Source organism: Streptomyces sp. NPDC058457 (assembly GCF_042720695.1).
In the GTDB taxonomy this organism is placed as follows: domain Bacteria; phylum Actinomycetota; class Actinomycetes; order Streptomycetales; family Streptomycetaceae; genus Streptomyces.
The window spans coordinates 21240-40963 of sequence record NZ_JBHXLU010000106.1 but is presented as its reverse complement, the minus strand read 5'-3'; the positions used below and the strand labels follow the sequence as shown (position 1 = coordinate 40963).

General features: G+C 69.5%; 15 protein-coding genes. 5 read left to right on the top strand and 10 right to left on the bottom strand.

The window, feature by feature from the left end:
• Nucleotides 1–578 precede the first annotated feature (578 nt).
• Together ACFWPS_RS46370 and ACFWPS_RS46365 are read left to right on the top strand one after the other, a co-directional pair.
• The gene (locus ACFWPS_RS46370; RefSeq protein WP_383718240.1) at nt 579–1745 is read left to right on the top strand and encodes a DNA gyrase subunit B; all 1167 of its coding nucleotides are present in this window, start codon (nt 579–581) and stop codon (nt 1743–1745) included.
• 386 nt (nt 1746–2131) lie between these two features.
• The gene (locus ACFWPS_RS46365; RefSeq protein ID WP_383718237.1) at nt 2132–2716 is read left to right on the top strand and encodes a hypothetical protein; all 585 of its coding nucleotides are present in this window, start codon (nt 2132–2134) and stop codon (nt 2714–2716) included.
• A gap of 316 nt (nt 2717–3032) precedes the next feature.
• Here ACFWPS_RS46365 and ACFWPS_RS46360 read toward each other — a convergent pair whose 3' ends face one another.
• Nucleotides 3033–3779, bottom strand: a complete 747-nt coding sequence (locus tag ACFWPS_RS46360) for a phosphotransferase family protein (protein WP_383718234.1) — start codon at nt 3777–3779, stop codon at nt 3033–3035.
• A 220-nt stretch (nt 3780–3999) separates the two neighbouring features.
• On the opposite strand from ACFWPS_RS46360, the gene ACFWPS_RS46355 reads away from it, so the two are divergent.
• The gene (locus ACFWPS_RS46355; protein ID WP_383718231.1) at nt 4000–4272 is read left to right on the top strand and encodes a hypothetical protein; all 273 of its coding nucleotides are present in this window, start codon (nt 4000–4002) and stop codon (nt 4270–4272) included.
• Nucleotides 4273–4367: 95 nt separating this feature from the next.
• Here the strand turns inward: ACFWPS_RS46355 and ACFWPS_RS46350 are convergent, their stop codons facing one another.
• The 3 genes from ACFWPS_RS46350 to ACFWPS_RS46340 all read right to left on the bottom strand — a co-directional run bounded on the left by ACFWPS_RS46350 (nt 4368) and on the right by ACFWPS_RS46340 (nt 9334).
• Complete coding sequence (locus ACFWPS_RS46350) at nt 4368–6311, bottom strand: tetratricopeptide repeat protein (RefSeq protein ID WP_383718229.1); 1944 nt, start codon at nt 6309–6311, stop codon at nt 4368–4370.
• Between the two features lie 794 nt (nt 6312–7105).
• Nucleotides 7106–8641, bottom strand: a complete 1536-nt coding sequence (locus ACFWPS_RS46345) for an ISKra4 family transposase (protein WP_383718226.1) — start codon at nt 8639–8641, stop codon at nt 7106–7108.
• A gap of 45 nt (nt 8642–8686) precedes the next feature.
• Entirely contained in the window at nt 8687–9334 is a 648-nt protein-coding gene (locus ACFWPS_RS46340) for a hypothetical protein (protein ID WP_383718223.1), read from the bottom strand.
• 1006 nt (nt 9335–10340) lie between these two features.
• On the opposite strand from ACFWPS_RS46340, the gene ACFWPS_RS46335 reads away from it, so the two are divergent.
• Both ACFWPS_RS46335 and ACFWPS_RS46330 read left to right on the top strand, forming a co-directional pair.
• A complete protein-coding gene (locus tag ACFWPS_RS46335) occupies nt 10341–11639 on the top strand; it encodes an MFS transporter (RefSeq protein WP_383718220.1) in 1299 nt (432 codons plus the stop codon).
• A 10-nt stretch (nt 11640–11649) separates the two neighbouring features.
• Entirely contained in the window at nt 11650–12159 is a 510-nt protein-coding gene (locus ACFWPS_RS46330; RefSeq protein WP_383718217.1) for a condensation domain-containing protein, read from the top strand.
• Between the two features lie 438 nt (nt 12160–12597).
• On the opposite strand, the gene ACFWPS_RS46325 is transcribed toward ACFWPS_RS46330, so the two are convergent.
• The 6 genes from ACFWPS_RS46325 to ACFWPS_RS46300 are packed head-to-tail and all read right to left on the bottom strand — an operon-like array spanning nt 12598 to nt 19617.
• Nucleotides 12598–13803, bottom strand: coding sequence for a serine hydrolase domain-containing protein (locus tag ACFWPS_RS46325; RefSeq protein WP_383718215.1), 1206 nt, complete (start codon nt 13801–13803; stop codon nt 12598–12600).
• A 10-nt stretch (nt 13804–13813) separates the two neighbouring features.
• Nucleotides 13814–14929 (bottom strand): ATP-binding cassette domain-containing protein, encoded by a 1116-nt coding sequence (locus ACFWPS_RS46320; RefSeq protein WP_383718212.1) that lies wholly within the window; start codon nt 14927–14929, stop codon nt 13814–13816.
• Nucleotides 14926–16056 (bottom strand): ABC transporter ATP-binding protein, encoded by a 1131-nt coding sequence (locus ACFWPS_RS46315; RefSeq protein WP_383718209.1) that lies wholly within the window; start codon nt 16054–16056, stop codon nt 14926–14928. The genes ACFWPS_RS46320 and ACFWPS_RS46315 overlap by 4 nt, the downstream gene beginning before the upstream one ends.
• Nucleotides 16053–16985 carry an ABC transporter permease gene (locus tag ACFWPS_RS46310; protein ID WP_383718207.1) on the bottom strand — a complete coding sequence of 311 codons (933 nt, stop codon included), beginning with the start codon at nt 16983–16985 and terminating at the stop codon, nt 16053–16055. Before ACFWPS_RS46310 ends, ACFWPS_RS46315 begins: the two co-directional genes overlap by 4 nt.
• Nucleotides 16982–17998, bottom strand: coding sequence for an ABC transporter permease (locus tag ACFWPS_RS46305; protein ID WP_383718204.1), 1017 nt, complete (start codon nt 17996–17998; stop codon nt 16982–16984). The genes ACFWPS_RS46310 and ACFWPS_RS46305 overlap by 4 nt, the downstream gene beginning before the upstream one ends.
• A 17-nt stretch (nt 17999–18015) precedes the next feature.
• Entirely contained in the window at nt 18016–19617 is a 1602-nt protein-coding gene (locus ACFWPS_RS46300) for an ABC transporter substrate-binding protein (RefSeq protein WP_383718201.1), read from the bottom strand.
• Nucleotides 19618–19724 lie beyond the last annotated feature (107 nt).

Sequence of the window (19724 nt, the reverse complement as noted above, 5' to 3'; positions counted from 1 at the left end):
CCACTGCCTCCAGAAACACGAACTGTTCGACGAACAGACCGCGTTCCCAACCCAACTTGCCACCGCAGCTTGACACTTAGCCGCGTGAGGTGTCTGTTGTCGCAGTCTGTCGCCTTCGCTTCCGTGGAGTCCGACGCGCCGTCTCCTGCATGCGACTGTCTCCCGCACAGGTTCGGCAACGCGGCGGACGGGCCCGTCCGCGTGCGGTGTTACGGCTCCGACCTGCCGGAGGCGGAGTGGCAGGTCGGCGGCCGCCGCTGCCAGTACCCGCGCGACTTCAGGGACGGGGCGGGCGGCCGGAGGGCTACGACCACCGCGTGATGCCGGACAACGGGTGGTGACGTCCGGTACGCCGCAGCTGAAATCGGGGACCGACCGGGCCCCGGAAACGGGGGCGTGCACGGCTTCGGCGGGGTCCTGGCTGCTCTTTGGAGCGGAATCCGGCCCCCATGTCGGCCCACCCTGGATTTGACGCTCACCAACTCGTACAAAGGCTTGTCCATTTGGCTCTGGCCTGGCGCTTTGTGGTGATGCGCCTAGGCTGCTGAGGGCAGTTGGGTACGGCTGGAGGGGGCCATGTGGATCAGGACCGAATGATGTACAACGCCACCCACATTCAGGTGCTGGAGGGGTGTGAGGCCATCCGGAAGCGCCCAGGGATGTACGTCGGCTCGACGAGCGAACGAGGGCTGCACAACCAGGTGTTCGAGGTCTCCGACTGGGCGGTGAACCAGGTCCTCGCCCGCCGCGCCGGCCGCGTCGACGTCGCTCTGGAACCCGACGGCTACGTGCAGGTCGCCATCGACGGGCCGGGGATCCCGGTCAGGGCCGCCGGGGACACCGGCGGCCCCAGCCTCGAAGAGCTGCTGACTCGCCTGGAGACCGGGCCGCGGCCGGGCGGCCGCCGCTCCGTGGATGTGGGCCTTTACGGCATGGGACCCTTCGTCGCCAACGCCCTGTCGAGCCATCTGAGGGCAGAGGTCCGACGCGCGGGGGTGCGCTGGGTGCAGCACTACGACCGGGGTGCCGCGGTCGGTCCGCCCGCGCCGGCGGGCCCGGTGGCCGAAGAGGGGACCGTCATCGCCTTCCGGCCCGATGCCGGCATCTTCGGCACGGCGAGGTGTTCGTTCGACGCGCTGGCGGAACGCTTCAGGGAACTGGCCTTCCTGAACCGAGGCCTCGACATCTCATTGACGGACCACCGCGCCCCGAGCGGATCACGATCGGAGCGGTTCCGCTTCCCGGGCGGTGCCAGGGACTTCGTCGCCTTCGTCGACACGCAGGCCGGGACATCCGATGAGACGACTGTCTTCGGCTTCGAGCAGGAGGATCCGCGGATCGCCGGATCGGTAGAGGTCGCCCTGAGGTGGAGCGGTAGCCGAGCAAGCCGGATCCTGAGCTTTGCCAACAGCACGCCCACCCCCGGCGGAGGCTCGCACGTGGCGGGCTTCCGCGAGGGAGTGACGGCCGCGATCAACTCGTTCGTACGAGAGCGGCAGCTGCTGACGGAGACGGACCGCGACCTCAGCACCGACCAGATCGGCGACGGCCTGACCGCGGTCGTCTCGGTCAAACTCGACCGCCCCGAGTTCGAAGGCGCCACGCACGGCATCCTGGGCAACGCAGAAGTGCGCGGCCGCGTCGCGCAGGCCGTCCGGGGGCATCTGGGTACCTGGCTGGCAGAGGACGCACGGCTGGCCGCAGCCGTCGCCAACCGGATCACCCGCCACGCCGCCCACGAGTGACAGCTGCGGTCATGCGAGGCGTCGCACACTCGGAGCTGCCCCGGGCGGTTCCGGCATGCCTCGTCGGAAGCCCTCCCGGGACAGCGCACCCTCGCCGGAGTATCGGGCACGACTGGCCGAGCACGCGGGTCAGCAACCAGAGGAGAGGCGGACCACGGTGAGAAGCGACCGTGCCGGCGACTGCGTATGTGGCGGCGATCCTCAGGGACCCCCGCACGGGCACCGTTGTGGTCGACCGTGATGCCCGGGCCCTTCCGTTGCGCGCTGCCACGCCATGCTCGGCAACGCCCGCCCGCACAACCTCACCCTCGTCGAATGACGGAGAAACCAGCAGGCCAGCCGGCATCCCTAGATCATTTCCTGCACAGTCTTTAGCATCGCTGGTCATGGCTACAGTGATCGTGACCGTCGGGCTGGCGTTCATCGGCTTCCTGGCGACCTATCTGAACGGGCTGCGTCTGGCGCAGAGACAGGCCCGCCTCACGCGCGTCAACCAGCAGTTGAGTGACCTTTACGGGCCGTTGTTCGCCCTGATGGAAGCCAACAGCCGCACCTACGACGCCTGGTCAGTGAAGTTCGCCCGCCCCGACGGCCGTGACCCCTTTCGCCACGACGCTCCTCCCACCGAGCAGGAACTTGCGGAGTGGCGTACCTGGGCCACCACCGTCTTCATCCCCAACATCCAGGCCATGCGAGACGTCGTGGTCACCAAAGCCGACCTCCTCATCGAGGAGGAGATGCCACAGGCCCTCCTACAGCTTTGCGGCCACGTCTCGGGGTACGAGATCACTGCTGCGCGCTGGGCCCAAGGCAACTATGAAGAGCACTTGTCGGTCATATCCTTCCCGGGCCGGGCACTCAGAGAGTACATCCGCGACAGGTTCACACGGCTCAAGAGGGAGCAGGCCCGATTGCTCGGACACAGCCGAGCTGCCAGCGGGAACCGATGGACGAGCCTCATCGGTCGATGAGGTGAAGTACAAGATCCGCCGGTTCCAGATCACCCCGCACCTCGCCCGGCGCGGCACCGGGCACGGCTCCGGCCTGGACGTGTACCGCTGGGTCGTGGAAGAAGCGATCGCGCTGCCGCACTGGTTGCGCCGCCTGCGTATCCGCTGGGAGATCCGCGACGACATCCACCACGCGTTCATCACCCTCGGCTGCGCCGTCAGCTGCCGGCGACGCCTGCGCACCGCACTCTGTCGAGAGCAAGGGCGGGCGATCGCCCCAGGGGACGGCCTGCTCGATGCGTCAGAACGCATACGTGGCAGCCGGACCCGCGCAGCCTCACATCCGGGATCTCAGCACGTCGACCTCACAGCCCGGCGCGAAGGGGTCGAAGCCGTGCTCGATCAGCCAGCGAATGATCAGCAGGCTTCGCAACGACCACCACGCGTGGATCACGTCGAGGTCGACGTCGGTGCCATAGCCGACGAGGACGTCGTCAAGGTGCTCCTCGTGTCCGAGCGTGAAGGTGGCGAGGTCGTAGAGGGCGTCACCCGGGCCCGCCTCGGACCAGTCGATGATGCCGGTGACCTCGTCGCCGTCGACGAAGACGTGCGCGATCTGCAGGTCGCCGTGCGTGAACGCCGGAGTCCACGGCCGGAGCGCGGCCTCGGCAACCTGGCGGTTGCGGGTGACCAGGTCAGTGGGGAGGACACCGTTCGTCACGAGCAACTCGCACTCGTCGTCGAGTTCCGCCGCCAGCGCGACGATGCTCCGCCCGGCCCGGCCCGGCAGGGGCGGCAGCGGCGCGTCGTGCAGCTTCCGGATGGCGGCGCCCGCCGCGACCCACGCCGCCGGCGATCCGGTCGACGGCCCGCCGAGGCGCCCAAGCGTCGTCCCCGGAAGCGCGGCGATCGCGAGCACCGGCGGCTTGCGCCACAGGATCTCCGGGGTCGGGACCGGCGCCAGAGCCATCGCCTCGACCTCGACGTCGATGCGCGCCTGATCGGCGTCCACCTTCAAGAACACGTCACCGACGCGCAGAGTCGCGCGCTCGGAATGGGCGACGACGACCTGGACCTCATCCATGGGCGACCAGTATCCCGGGGATGATCGCCGACGTCGCCAGGTTTATCGCGTGCGATTACGCGGCTGACCACGTCCCGCTACCCGGCGACCTCGTGCCCGACACCGACCTCCGACCAGGTCAAGCCCACCCACCACCCCTGTCAGGAGTCCTAAGGCCGTTACAGCTTCACCGCCTCCCAGCCGGTCGACGACCTGCGTCCCATGCGCGCCCCAGCAGCCGTTGACCATCTCGGTGAACGGCTTGTCGATCGACATTGTCAGCGGCTCACCCACGCTGACCGTCCAGACGAATGTCGGTATCTTCAAGTACCTTCCAGGGAAAGTGCCTTCACGGCTCGGTACCGATGAGGAAGAAGGGTCGGTGATCCGCTGCTATGCCCAGCAATTTCACCAGGGGCAGGACATCACATTCGTCGGCACCTCACACCACTCGCGGTCGGAATATCAACCCGACGATTCAACCCTGCTGGGGGTGTACCAGCCGATGAGCTGACACCCTTGCCGACGTCAGCGCGTGCGACGCCGGGGTCTTCACAGGGTTTGGCAGCCGCGTCGCCGGGTGTAGCTCTTCTGCAGGGACCGTCGTCGTCACGACTGCCGTCCCTCTGGGTCAGTGAGCCGGTCGGCTTCTTCCCGGGGGCCCAGGTCACGCAGGAGAAGGGCGAGGTTGCCGCGGCTGGCCAGAGTGTAGGGGTGATCGGTACCGAGCACCCGCATCTGTGCCTCCAAGGCCGCCCGAAGCTCGGACTCGGCCTCCGCCAGCCGGCCCTGGTCCCGTAACACGAGAGCGAGACTGCAGCGGCTGATCAGAGTGTGGGGGTGATCAGCACCGAGCACCCGCATCTGTGCGTCCAAGACAGCACGGCTCTCGGTCTCGGCTTCCTCCAACCGGCCCAGGTCCCGCAACACGACGGCGAGATTGAAGCGGCTGATCAGCGTGTCGGGGGCTTCAGCTCCGAACAATCCCATTCGGGCCGCCAGGACCGCCCGGTGCTCAGCTTCGGCCTCCATCCACCGGCCCAGGTCACGCAACACGACAGCGAGATCGCTGCGGCTGCCCAGCACGTCGGGGTGATCGACCCCGAACAACCGCACGCCGGCCTCCGTCTCAGCCCGGTGCTCTGCCTCTGCCTCCGCCAGCCGACCCAGGTCCCGCAGCACCTTCGCGTGACTGCTGTGACTGGACAATGTGGCGGGGTGGTTCGCTCCGAGCAGTCGTATCCGACTCTCCAAGACCGTCCTGTGCTCGGCCTCGGCCTCCGCCCACCGGCCCAGGTCCCGTAGGACAACGGCGAGGTTGTGGCGGCTGGTCAGCGTGTCGGGGTGATCAGGGCCCAACAGATTTGTTCGTGCCTCCAAGACCGCCCGGTTCAACGCCTCCGCCTCCGCCCACCTGCCTCGGTCCCGCAGGACGTTGGCGAGGTTGTGGCGGCTGTTCAGGGTGTCGGGGTGGTCAGGGCCGAGGACCCGCGCCCGGGCCTCCAAGGCAGCGCGGTTCTCGGTCTCGGCCTCAGCCAATCGGCCCAGCTCCCATAGGACCAGAGCAAGGTTGCCGCGGCTGGTCAAGGTGTCGGGGTGATCGGGGCCCAGCAACCGCGTCCGGGTCCGCAGGACCGTCCGGTTCTCGGTTTCGGACTGGGCAGGCCGACCCAGCGCCCAGAGCACCAGGGCGAGATCGCTGCGGCTGGTCAGGGCGTCGGGATGGTCGGGGCCATGCTGGTCGATGTTGGAGGCGAGGGCTTGCCGGTAGGCGGTGGCGGCGAGTCGGTAGCGACCCTCGCCGTAGGCAGTAGCCGCGAGGTCGGCGGCCTGGGAGGCGTCGGCGTACCCCAGCGCGGCAGTGACCACCTCAGCCGGGACGTGCCGTCCGGCCGGGCTGTGGCGTTGAATAACGTCCAAAAGGTAGTCGAACACCTCAACACGGTCGGCCTCGGCGGGCTGGAGCAGGGAGTTGCCTGCCTGCCGGACTTCGGTGGCCCACCGCCAGGCCTCCTCCATGGTCTCTGGGCGGAGCCGGGCACCGCCTCGAGCTTCCAGGTAGGTGATGTGTGCTTCTTCCAGGAGTTGCACGGGCGCGCCCGCGAGGTAACCCGCACGACGCAGGTCGACGGCCGCCGAGATCAGTGCCGCTCCCCGCGGATGTGCCCCCCGGGACCAGGCGTTCTCCCACTCCTGAAACAGCCGCGGCCCACACGCCAGATATTCGGCGATACCGTAGGTGCCGGCGTGGGCCAGCGCGTCAGCGATCCGAGGATCCTCACCCGCCAGTTCCCCCGCCCGATTTCGCTCCGCTGCCGTGAACCGCCGTTCGAGGAAGATCCGATGAGCCAGGTCGAGAACCGCTTGGACGTCGCGATGTACCTGTCGGATCGTGTCATCCTCACCCGCGGCCGCGAGCCGGTCCTCTTCCGCGGTCCGCAACGTCGCCACGATCACCCGGTGGTGCCCCTGCCCAGCGAACACCTCGGCGACCTGATGGCGCGACAGACCGCCCGCTCCAACGTAGAATTCCAGGTCGTCCAGCCACAACACGCACCGCTGTATCGTCCCCGCCGCGAGTGCCGCGGCCGCCACTCCTCCGCGGCCCTGCGGGACGACCAGCACATGCCCGGGCAGTACAGCCCGGACTGCTTCGAACGCCGCCCGTGTCTTCCCCGCGGTAGAGTCGCCCACCAGCAGCACAAACCCCGAGACACCCAGCCGCGCCCGCAACTCCCGATCGGTGTCCCGCTCGATGTACGCAGGAACCCGATCCCGGCTGGTTCCACCGCCTGGAACGGCAGGCCCAGTACTCACGTCCCTCGTTGGCGCGGGATGGACCCCGAGCGTGACCGGATCAACCTCACGCACCCGCGGCAGTTTCCCACCCGGCGTGTAGCTGCCCTCCGCCAACTCTCGCGCCCGGTCGTCGCGTGCCTGCACGGCCCCCTCGAAGCGCGCTCGCCACACCCCCGACAGCAGGGCCGCCGCAGGACCAGCCATCGCCGCTACGCCCAGCCATCGCCAGTCCGTCACCCCGGCCGCCGCCAACACTGAAGGCGCGCCCACCACCACGGCTCCCGCCGCGGCCAGGAACCCTGCCCCCGCCAGCCGGTTCCCGCTCACCCTCCCCACCACTTTCCTGCTCAGCGGTCCCCGATCACCCCAGACTCCCACGCCGAATGCCCCCGGTACGAGACCGGATATCCAACCGTGACCACCTGGTGCCTCCTTGCCAGGTGTCCCTGGCAGAGAAGGACCGCCCGGGCTCCAGGGGGTCGAACGGCTCAAGTCCCATTGGGTTGTGAAACGCCTTGGGTGAGACTCTTCTGAAGTGAGGTCGCCGGTCAGGCCAGGAGTTCGTAGTTGTGCTGGTCGGGCCGGGGATAGAGGCGTTCGCGCTCTCTGCGGGTGTGGAAGATCCAGTACTGCGGGAAGTCGCCGTTGCTGATGAGGGCCCGCAGGGTCAGGACGGCTTCGGATCCGGGGACGCTCCACCGACTGCCGGTGATATCGAGCCGGTCGGCCACCAGATGACGTGCTGCTCCTTCGACGATGCCGCTGGCGATCGGCCATCCGGCCTGGAGTGCCTTGTCGTAGTGGAGATAGGTGGCGTTGTTCTCCAGGTAGCGGCAGGCCCGCTCCGCTGCGGCCCGTTGATCTGCGGACAGGCCCAGCCGGTCGGCTTGGGTGCGGATGCCGGTGACGGCGCCGAGGGCGTCGCCGGCCAGGATCCGGACGGCCTGGGTCCCGACCCAGGTCTCGGCGGCGGGATCGGTGGCGGTGTGGAAACACCGCGAGGCCGCCCACAGTTTCTCGATCACGTGGACGATGTCGAGGACGACATGGATGGTGACGCCTCGTCGGGCGGCCTCCGCGTGGATCAAGTCGAGCTGGTGGGCGGCGCCGTCGACCAGGACCACCCAGCACCGGCGGTGCTGCGGATCGCGGGCTTGTGCCTCGTCGAACGCGGCGGCGATGACCCGGTCCGCGTCGTGTTGAACCGAGGCGGTGAGCCACTTCGCGCGAGCCTTGGGCCCCTTGCGCGCAGTGCGGCGGGTGGTGCGGCCGCCGGGCGGGGCGATGATGTCGTGCGGCCGGCGCACGGCCGGGTCCGCGTCGTGGACGACGGCCAGCGTGGCCATCCGCTTGCGGCAGGTCTTCTCCCCGGCGGACAGACGGGTGCGGAACGTGCGCGTCGCACGCTCTGCCGCCCTGCGTGTTGCTTCCCGCAGGTGATCCGGGCGCATCACGATCCCCTTGCCGTCGACGCTGAGCACCAGCAGCGTCGCGCCGGCCGCCGGGGCAGGGGTGCGGGCGGCATAGAAGGCGGCGATGTCCACCGCGGCCGCCCTCACGAGCTGTTCGGCCTGGCGTTTGCCGACCGCCGGCATCCCGCAGCGGCGTTCGATCGCCTCCAGGGCGTGGTCGTAGGAGCCGCGGGCGGCTTCCAGCACCACCAGCCGACGCAGCCCCAGGCTGTGTCGCTCGCATGGCAGCCCCAGCACCTGGTCGGCCGGATAGCAGTTGGGCAGGCCCGGGGCGCGCAGCGCGCACCGGGTGACGGTCACCGGCCCGACCACGGTCGCCAGTTGGCGCCGGTGGCCCTTCTCCAGCCGGGTGCGACCCGCGGCGAGCCGGGCCCGGCCGTTCACGTCCAGGGCCGAGAGCTCGGCTTCCTCCCGGCGGGCGCGCAGGTCCAAGTGGCCCTGCAGGAGGAGGCGGGCCAGCTCCCTCGCCCCCTGTTCGGCATCTTCCTCCACCCGCTCGTGGGTCAGGAGCAATGCTTCGGGACGGGAGAGGGAATCGATGAGGGAAGTGAGGAAAGAAGCGGCTCGGTCAAAGGGGTCAGCCGCCGCGGCGGCCGCATACGCTCCAGTCATCGGGCTCTCGCTTTTCCAGCGTGGAATCGGTTGGCACCTTCGACGCTAGGGACGAGAGCCCGACCCCACACCGGCGCGGCCGCGCACGGCGGAGGACCCCGCCTGCTCCGGCGCATCCCCGGCCGCTGTCAGGGCCTCGCACAGCGTGAACAGTCCCGGCCCCTCCTCCGCCAGCCAGCCCCGCTCGACCAGCCGTTTCAGCTTCGACCGGAAGCCTTCCACCTTGCTCTTGTCCGTCGACAACCCCAGCGCGGCACACAGGTGATGCGCCCGCATCGGATGCACCACGTCCTGGAGAACCTCGACAATGTCCCGGTACGAACCGGGCAGCACCTCCACCCCCAGCCCGGGCGTCCACTGCGGCACCAACCGCACCCCGACCAGCGAGCCCGCAGGGGACCCGTACTCCTCAGCCCCCGCCCCGCCGGCGTCCGCTTCCGCCCCGGCAACCGTGACCGTCTCATCACCGGACAGGATCTCGGTCATCGTCTCCTGCGTGATCTCCAACCTGGACAACACCTCCTCCCGCTCAGCAAGACGCCTGCTCAACTCCTCGATCCGGTCCCGCAGTTCAGCGATCTCCTCCCGCGCGGCAGCCTCCCGCCGATCGAGCTCCTCCAGCCACGACACCATCGCCGCCTCCAAGACCGCGTCCTGGGACACGACGATCCGCCGTCCGACCACGAACCGCAACGGCGCACAGCATCACCAGCTCACTACAGAAGAGCCACACCCCGCGTCGCCTTCTTCACTTGGACGGAATTCGTACAGTTGTCAGGTCTGGCCGGTGAAAAGGGGAGTTCATGAGTCGGATAGTCGTAGTCCACGGTGTCCGCAACTGCCAACGGGGCTTGTCTGCGGCCGCGGCTGTAGACAAACTAGCTGCCGCCTGGCAGAAACAGCTCATCACCGGCTACCTCGCCTCCCCCAGCCGACGACGGCGCGCTCAGGAGGCCGTCGCGCAAGCCGTCAAAGACTCCGGCGCCTCGGTAGTCTTGGCGCACTCGCTGGGATCAGCCGTCGCTTATGAGACCGTGCACGCCTTGACGGCCTGGGTGTCGAAACTCTGATCACTCTGGGGTCACCGCTAGGGCTGCCCGGAACAGTATTTGACATGCTCGATCCCGCCCCCGCTGCCGGCCGTGGCAAACGTCCTCCAAGCCTCCGACGCTGGATCAATATTGCTGACGCCGGTGACCTCGTGGCACTTCCCCGACGGCTGGGCGACCGATTTCCCGTCGATGTCCACGAAGAAGGCCTCATGGCACCGGTCGACTTCCACACCTTGGACATGTACCTCACGTATGGCTTGACCGCTGCAGCACTTGCCCCGCACTGCGCCTCCTAGTACTACAGTCGGTGATGTCACGGTGAGTGGTCTCGTTGGCGGTAGTGGCTGATACGGGCTCTGGTCTGGTGCCGTCGGCGCCAACGGTTCCAGTACAGGGACAGCGGGACGACGGCCTCCTCCTACTCGTCGGTGGGGGCGTATGCGTCGGCTCCGCACATCGGCGAGGAAGGCCAGGGCGAGCATGCACCTCATGCTGGTCGTCACGTCACGTCATGTGAACGATCGTCTATAGTGCCGGGCCGGACTCATGCAGGACGAGAAGCGGCGCCACAGCTGACAGGATTTCGGCGATGTCTGTTGCTGAGGGTGGCATGGACATGGGCTGGGGGCGCTGACACCATCTGATGAATGGTCGGCGACAGTAGAACGCGTTCCCCGATCTGGCACAATCGCGAATTCCTGCTGTTATGGGGCGGCCAGACGGTCAGCGAGATGGGGACGCACATCACCGTTCTCGCTCTGCCGTTGGTCGCCGTCGTGTTGTTGGAAGCCTCCGCGTTCCAGGTCGGCCTATTGGCGGCGGCGGAGACAAGTGCGTATCTCCTGGTGACGCTGCCGGCCGGGGCCATAGTGGACCGGATCGCCAAGCGCCGGCTGATGATCTGGTGCGACCTCGCGCTGTTCGTGGTGATCGGCTCGGTGCCGCTGGCACACGCCGCCGGAGCGCTGACGCTCGCTCAGCTCTATGTTGTCGCACTGGTCTCCGGCGTGCTCTCCGTGTTCTTCTCAGTCGCCTACCAGGCCTACCTGCCGACGATCCTTCACCGCGACCAGCTCATGGACGGCAACGGCAAGCTCGCCGCCTCCCGGTCGGTCGCGCAGATCGCCGGACCCAGTACGGGCGCGGGGCTGGTGACGCTGGTGGGCGCCGCGGGGGCGATGGCTGCCGACGCGTTCTCCTTCGCGTTTTCGGCGTGCTCATTGTCGGCGATCCGTACCCGTGAGCCGCGCCGTCCCCGGCGACAAGCCGACCAGCGTCCCACGCTGCGGTCGCAGATCCGTGAGGGCCTCGACTATGTCTTCCGCGATCCCATCCTGCGCAACTCGGTGGCATTCAACGGCACCGCCAACTTCTTCGTCATCATGGTGGAGACCCTCGGCCCGGTGTTCCTGATCCGCACGCTGCATCTACGGCCGGGCCTGGTCGGGCTGCTGCTGGCGCTGGGGGCCGTCGGTGGGGTAGCGGGCGGCGTGGCGGCACGGTACCTCGCCCTGAGGTTCGGCTCGGCGCGGATCAGCTGGATCTCGATGACCGTGCTGTCGCTGCCCGGTCTGCTCATCCCACTGGCCGGGCGCGGTTGGTGGGTCCTGCCGTTCGGCATCGGCTGGATCTCGTGGACCTTCTCCTCCACCGTCGCGGGCATCTCGCTGACCAGCTACCGCCAGGCCGCCTGCCCGCCGGAGATGCTCGGCCGGGTCAGCGCCGCCGCTCGCTGGATCACCTGGGGCACACTGCCGCTCGGCGGTCTGGCCGGCGGCGCGCTCGCCACCGCCTTCGGCGTCCAGACCACGTTGTGGATCGCCGTCGCCGGCGGCTGCTGCGCGGGACTGTGGCTGTTCTTCTCACCGTTGCGCGGCATGCGCGACATCCCGCTCAGGGAACCCGAACCCGAACCTGAACCCGAAGCCGTGGCCGAAAAGCCGTGACAACACCCCGATGTCGTCAGGCCGTTCACCACGGCGACCGAACGACCGGCGCCGCCACCAGGAACGAGTGTCGTCGAAGACACTCACACCGTCATCGGATGGGGGAACCAATGATCCCGTTTCCCACACCCAACGTGGACTGTGGCTTTTGTCCCGACTCGGAGAACACGGCGCGGCCTACAACGTGCCACTGGCCTTCCGGCTGACCGGAAGCCTCGACCGCGATGCGCTGAACCAGGCTTTCACCGACGCCGTCGAACGACGCACTCACCCGGTCCGCCCCACCCTGCAGAGCGAACGACCGCCGACGAACATACAACGCATAAGCCGCAACTCCTGCCACAACCAACGCGCACAGAGGTCGCACCCACGCCTCGATGTCGAGGGCCCGGCGAGCGTTTTGGTGCTCGCCGGGGCCCTCACGCCTGGTCAGCAGCAGTGCAGGTCAGGCCCAGGATGCCACTGGCACGAACGAGCTGTCCTGGCGGGACAGTCCACACGCTTCCGTATCCCCCTCTGACCTGCGAGGCAGCGCGCCGAGCGAGGACCGCCTGCATACCCGTTGCATATTTTTCCGCCCGCCTGATGCGTCATGGCAGAGGGCGAAGCATCCAACCCACCAGGCACCGGACAAGTCCCGCGCCTCAGACGTTCTGAGCGAGGCGTCGACGCCGCGTCGGGCAACCCAGCGGGCGCCGGGATTCCGGACAACTCCTCGAACGAGGCAGGCGCGTTCTCCCAGTCCACTTCCATCGCAAAGCCGTATGTGTCCAGGGTCAGGGCGAGAGTCCCGTGCCGCATCCGCGTCTGAACGTCCCGGTGCGGCACACCCGAAGCCACCAGGACGGCGTCCATGAAGTCACGCAGGTCACGGAACGTGGCGGACTCAGGAGCCATGACTCCGCTTCGCCCGATTCCCGTGCCGTGGCCACGGTCGGTCCTTGTCCTGTACCGCCCCTCACGCGGGTTCCCGGGCCGCGAGCACCGTTTCGGCGACCCTCCGGAAGGCACGGGCATGGGCCAGGGACCAGGTGGCGCTGGTGGCGACCGGGAGGCTGGAGAACTTCACGATCACAACCTGAGCCGTCGGGTCCACCCAGAGGTACTGACCGTAGATGCCCGTCCCGTACAGGCTGCCGTGGTCGTCGCCGGTCACCCACCACTGGTTGCGATACGTGCCCCGGGGATGGACCTGGCTGAAGGCCGTACCGGTCACCGCGGCCGGGTCGCCACCCCGCCGGATGGCATCGATCCACGCTGCGGGAACCAGCTGACGGCCACCCACCGTGCCGCCGTCCAGAACGAGCATTCCGATCAGGGACAGGTCACGGGCGGTGGTCGACATCCCGCCGTTGGCGAACGCGAAACCCGCGCGGTCGACCGTGATCTGCGCGTCCCGCTCGCCGGCCAGGTGCCGCCACAGTCGCTCGCCCAGCAGGTCGGGGTAGCGAGCCGACGTCACGCGCTCGGCGATCCACGCCAGGACGTCAGTCGCCGCCGAGCAGTACTGGAAGCGCCGTCCGTGCGGGCCCGCCGTGCGCAGGGAGGCCAGAAAGTCGAACACCGTGTCGGGGTCGCCGGGCAGCCGGGGGCGCCAGCCCGCGAGTCGGTCCTGGAGCTGCACATGGGAGGCCGGGTCGTGGTAGTCCTCGCTGTAGTCGACCGACACCGTCATGTCGAGGATCTGCTGAAGCGTCGCGGTCCCGAAAGCGGACTCACCCAGCTCGGGAACGTACGCCCTGGCAACCTCGGACAGCGCGACCTCGCCCTCGTCGACGAGCTGCCCGATGAGCAACGCGCACACCGACTTCGACACCGACATCAGCAGGTGCCTGCGGTGGCGGTCCATCACGCCGTGATAGCTCTCGTACCGGATGCCCGTACGGTCCCGTACCAGGAAGGCGTCGGTCGAGGACACGTCCAGGAACGAGCGCAGCGGGACCTCGGCATCCGCCAGCGGCACGAGGAGACCGGCGAGGTCCGTTGCGGCTCCGGAGGCCGCCTCGGCGGGCGGCGGGTCGGCGGCGCGGATCACCGCCGCGGGGACGATCTGCTCCGCATGGGCGAAGCCCCACCGGTTCACCGGCGGGTCCTGCCAGTTGTCCAGTGTGACGGGCCACACACGGCCACCGTCGTCCACGGTGCTGTCCTCGATGGTTGTCACGCCGTTCCCTTCAGGCGGAGGCGGAGGCGGTGTCAGTGACGGCCGCTGCCAGATGGCAGGCAGCCCATGCGATCCCCGGCGTCACGGGCCGCAGCGGCGGGACTTCGGTGGCGCAGGCTCCGACCGCCGGCAGCGGGCAACGGCGACGGAACGCGCAGCCGTGCTCCGTGCCGGACGTGCCGAACGTGCCGGAGAGTTCGGGCGTGCCGGAGAGTTCGGGCGTGCCGGGGGTTTGGGGTACTGCGGTGCTTTCGGCGATGCCGGGCGCGCCGGAACGCTCCGCCAGGTCGTCGGCGAGCAGCCGCTCCCGGCCCTGACCGGGGATGGCTTCCAGCAGGGTGCGGGTGTACGGGTGGGCCGGGGCGTGCAGCACAGGAGCGGCCGCCCCGGTCTCGACCAGGCGCCCCTGGTACATCACGGCCAGCGTGTCGCTCATGTGCCGTACGACGTCGAGGTCATGGGAGATGAGCAGGTAGGCCAGCCCGAACGCCGCCTTCAGATCGAGCAGCAGGTTGAGAATCTGTGCTTGCACCGACACGTCCAGGGCCGATGTGGGCTCGTCCAGAACGATCAGCCTCGGCCGGGTGGCCAGGGCGCGGGCGATCCCGACGCGCTGGCACTGTCCCCCGGACAGTTCGTGCGGCAGCCGTGTGCCGTGCGCGGCGGTCAGCCCGACCTGGTCGAGGAGGTCGGCGGTACGACGGCCGGTCTCGACACGGCCGAGCCCCAGCAGCCGCAGGGGTTCGCCGATGCTGGCCGCCGCGGTACGGCGCGGGTTGAGGGCCGCCACCGGGTTCTGGAACACCATCGCCGCCTGGCGCCGCACCGCGCGCAGTTCCGCGCCCCGGGCCGAGGCGACATCGGTCCCGCCGACCAGGCACGTACCGGATGCGGGGCGGATCAGCCCGAGGGCGGCACGGGCAAGGGTGCTCTTACCGGAGCCGGACTCACCGACCAGGCCGAACACGGAGCCCTCGGCCACGCGCAGGCTGACCTGCCGGACGGCGTGCACCACCGTCCTGCTCCGCCCGGCGGTGCGCAGGGGGAAGTCCACGACCAGTTCACGCACGTCCAGAGGCGCGTCGGCCGCGCCCGGGCCGACACCGGCCGCGCCCACGGCGCTCACGAGGTGGCCTCCTTAACGGCCTTGAAGCAGGCGACGGTCCGGGCGGGCGTCGGGGCGGCCGGGCGCGGCTCATCGGTCCGGACGGATGTCACGGCGGTCGGACGCTGCCGGTCAGCCCGTGCAGCAGACGCCAGGGTCGTCGGACGCGGATCATCGGTCCGGCAGACGTCCATCACGTCCGGACAGCGGTCGGCGAAGGCGCAGCCGGTGAGGCTTGCCGGGTCGGCCGGTATCGTGCCGGGGATCGCGGTCAGCGGCTCGCCCGGGCGGCCGCGGCCCGGCAGCGCGCCCAACAGGCCGCGGGTGTAGGGGTGGGCGGGCCGGGCCAGTACGTCGGCGGCAGGGCCGTGCTCCACGATCCGGCCCGCGTACATGACGGCCGTGCTGTCGCACACGTCGGCCACCACGCCGAGGTTGTGGGTGATGAGCAGGACCGTGAAGCCCGACTCGTGCTGGAGGTCGAGGAGCAGGCGCAGGATACGGCGGGCCACGGTGACGTCCAGCGCGGTCGTCGGCTCGTCGAGGATCAACAGGCGGGGTCCGGCGATCAGGGCCATCGCGATCATGGCGCGTTGCAGCATGCCGCCGGACAGCTCGTGCGGATACGCGGCGGCCACCCGGCGGGGATCGGGCAGTCCGACCCTGCCCAGGTGTTCCAGCGCCAGCCGGTCGGCGTCGCGACGGCCGATGTCCAGGTGCCGGCGGGCGACCCGGCGCAGTTGGCCGCCGATGCTGAAGACGGGGTTGAAGGCGGTCGCCGGGTTCTGGAAGACCAGGGACACGCGTCCGCCGCGCAGTGCCGCCCGTTCGGCGGGTGCGAGGGCGGTCAGTTCCCGGCCGTCCAACCGGATGCTGCCGCCGGTCCGGGCGTGCGGCGGCAGCAGGCCGAGGACGGCCAGGCCGGTCAGCGTCTTGCCACAGCCCGTCTCGCCGACGATGCCGACGATCCGCCCCTCGTCCACGCGCAGGTCCACCCCGCGCACCGGCCGTGCGGGGGTGGACCGGGGGTGGTCCGGCCGGGGGAACTCGACGGTGAGACCGGTGATCTCCAGCAGGGGTGCCGGCGGGCCGTCGGCTTCCGCCGGGCCCTGCGGGTGCTGTGGGCGCGGGCGGGTAGGAGTGCTCATGACCGCACCTTTCTGGGGTCGAGGAGATCGCGCAGCGCGTCCCCGAGGAGGTTGAAGCCCAGCACGGTCACGAAGATCGCCAGGCCCGGGAAAGTGGAGATCCACCACGCGTCGAACAGGGATGCGCGGCCCTCCTCCACCATCAGGCCCCAGTCGGGGGCGGGCTGCTGCACGCCGAGCCCGAGGAAGGCCAGCGAGCCCTCGGCAAGGATCACCGAACCGAGGTCCACGGTCGCCTGCACGAGGATCGGGCCGACACAGTTGCGGATGACGTGCCGGGTCAGGATGACCGGCAGGGGTACGCCCATGGACCGGGCGGCCTCCACGAACGGCCGGTCGCGCAGCGAACGGGCCTCGGCCCGCACCAGCCGCGTGTACCAGGGCCACCAGCACACCGCGAGCGCGATGCCCGCGTTCAGGCGCCCCGGGCCCAGGAGGGCGACGGCCACCATGGCGAGCAGCAGCGGCGGGAAGGACTGGAAGAGCTCGGTGACACGGGAGATGACCGCGTCCGCCCAGCCGCCGCGGTAGCCCGCCACCGCCCCCAGCGGCACGCCGACCGCCATGGCGACCGCAACGACGGCCAGCGACAGCAGCAGCGCCGGCCCCGTGCCCAGGATGATGCGGGAGAGCACGTCGCGTCCGAGTTCGTCGGTGCCGAGCCAGTGGGCCGCGCCGGGCGCCAGGTTCCGGGCGGCGACATCCGCCACCCCGCGGCCCTGCTCCGGGTAGGGGGAGAGCCACCGGCCCACCACCGCGACCAGGGCGAGCCCCGCGACCAGCAGGACGCCGGCCGTGCCGAACAGGTCGGCCCGCGCCTGCCGCAGTCGGCGCCGCCACCACCCGCTGTCCGCCCCGCCGCCCCCGCCCGCACCGTCGGCCCGGGTCCCGTCCGCGTCCGGGCCGGCGAGCGGCGACACCGCCGTCATGACGTCCTCACTCTCGGGTCGATCCGCGTCTGCAGGAGGTCCACGGCCGCGTTGGTGAGCAGATAGCCCCCGGCGCCCAGCAGGGTGATCGCCATGATCGCCGGGTAGTCGACGGCGAGCATCGTCTGGGTGGCGAACTGGCCGAGCCCCGGCCAGTCGAAGACCGTCTCGACGAAGAAGGTCCCGGTCAGCGAGTACGCGACGGCCATCCCGAGCACGGTCAGGGTGGGCGAGAGGGCGTTGCGCAGCGCCAGGGTCCACACGACCGACCGCTCCCGCAGCCCGTAGGCCCGGGCGGCGGTGACGTGGTCCTGGGCCAGCACCTCGATCATGCCGGCGCGGGTCATCCGGGCGACGAGGCCCAGCGGGTAGGCGGCCAGTGTCACCGCGGGCAGCACCAGGTGGTCGATCCCGTCGCCGAAGGCGGTCCAGTTACCGGTCAACAGGCTGTCCAGGAGCGGGAATCCGGTCACGGAACGGATCGGGTCGGTGAACCGCAGGGTGTTGGTGAAGGCGCCGGTCGCGGGCAGCAGGTCCAGCCGGTTCACGAACGCGACCTGGAGCAGCAGCCCCAGCCAGAAGGCGGGCATCGACACTCCCCCGACGGACGCCAGCCGGATCAGGGCGTCACTCCAGCCGCCCGCCCGGCGGGCGGCCACCACCCCGAGCAAGGTGCCCAGGACGGCGGCCAGCAGCATGGCCGCGACGATCAGTTCCAGCGTGGCCGGCAACCGGTCGGCGACCTCGCTGAGCACCGGCCGTTTGGTGGCCAGCGAGTAGCCCCAGTCGCCGCGCAGCAGCCGCGCCAGGTATCGGGCGTACTGCACGGGCAGCGGGTCGTCGAGCCCGAGCCCGGCCCGGATGCGGGCGGCCTGCGCGGCGGTGGCCTTGGGGCCGATGTAGGCCAGCGCCGGATCGCTGGGCAGCATCCGGGCCAGGGCGAAGGTCGCCATGGTCAGGCAGAACAGTACGGTGGCCGAGGAGGCCGCCAGGCGCGCGATATGCCGCGCCACCGGACCGGCACCCCCGTTCACCGGGCGGGCTTCAGGTCGGCGAAGAACACCGTGAAGGGGTAGTTCTCGTTGAACTCGAAGCCGCTGAGCTTCTTGGGCACCACGTACACGGCCCGTGAGTCGTACAGCGACAGGCCCGGCGCCTGCGCGTAGAGGATCTTCTCGGCCTGTACGTACAGCGACCGGGCCTTCGCCGGGTCGCTCGCGGTGTAGGTGCCGGCCTTGTCGATCAGGGCGTCGTACGAACCGTCCTTCCAGTAGCTGAGGTTGAAGTACGGCTTGGCGCTGCTGCGGTAGAGCGAGTAGAGGTTGTCGGAGCCCGCGTCGCTGTAGGTGGGCCAGTAGTAGAGGACGAACATGTCCTGGGCCTTCGCCGGGTCGTCCTTGGCCTGCTGCCACTGCTGGTTGAACCGCTGGGAGGTGACCTTCAGGTTCACCCCGATCTTCGCGTAGGCGTCCTTGAGCAGCGGCACGAAGCGGGCCTCCGCCTCGTTCTCCGAGGCGTAGGTGAGGGTGAGGCTGAAGCCGCCCTTCGGGTAACCGGCCTTGGCCAGCAGCCGTTTCGCCTCCGCGAGGTCCTGGTGGTACTGGGGCACGGAGGAGTCGTAGGGGAAGATGCCCTTCGGTACCGGGCCGTGCGACTGGGTGCCGTACCCCTGGGCGCCGACGGTGATGATGTCCTGGTACGGGGTGGCGTACGAGAGCGCGCGCCGCACCAGCGGGTTGTTCAGCGGCTTGCGGCGGGTGTTGAAGAAGGTGACGTAGTTGAACGGCGAGGTGTAGTCCTTGACCGTGTAGTCGGGGTTCTTCCGGTAGGACTTCACGTTCTGCAGCGGGAAGGACGTGGAGAAGTCCACGGCGCCGGTCGTCAGCATCTGCTGGGCCGTCACGGCGTCCGAGGTGATCTGCACGTCCACCGTCTTGTAGGTGGCGGGGTGCGCGGTGTTCCAGTACGTGCCGGCCCGCCTGAGGACGAGTTCCTTGCCGGAGTGGTAGGAGGCCAGCCGGTAGGGGCCGGTGCCGCCGTCGGTGCCGGCCCGGTTGTAGTACGTCTTGTCCCCGGCCGCCGCCTTCAGCGCCTTCGGCGACACGATCCAGGCGCCGTACGTCGAGGACGCGATCAGGTCCATGGCGGCCGCGTACTTCAGGTGCATCACGACGGTGTACGAGTCGGGTGTGTCGATGCTCTTGAGCGGTGCCCAGATGAACGAGGCTCCGCCGTTCTTCTGCGCCGCCAGGATGCTCGACCTGACGGCCTGCGCGTCGACTCGGGTGCCGTCGTGGAAGGTGACGCCGTGGCGGATGGTGAAGGTCCAGGTCCTTGCGTCCGCGGACTTCTTCCACGAGGTGGCGATCGCGGGACTGTAGGCGTGCGCGGAACCGGACGGGTTCTTCCACAGCAGCGGCTCGTAGATGTTGCCCAGGTACATCGCCTCGGTGGAGAACGACGCCACCGGGTCCAGGGTGGTGACATCCGCCGAGGAGGCGACGGTCAGCACGGTGTCGGCACCGGACGAGGCGGCGCCGGTGCAGCCGCTCGCGGTCAGGGCACCGGCGGTGATCACGGCCATGACGGCCCACGGGCCGGATCTGAGCTCGGACAGACGTCTGGGATGCACGGGGCACCTCCGGGATATCGGGAGTGAACAGGTGGTACGACGGGGGTGAAGTGCGTTTGGAATGTGGGGAGTTGAGGCCGCGGGATGCCGTTGTCCCAAAGTGTTGA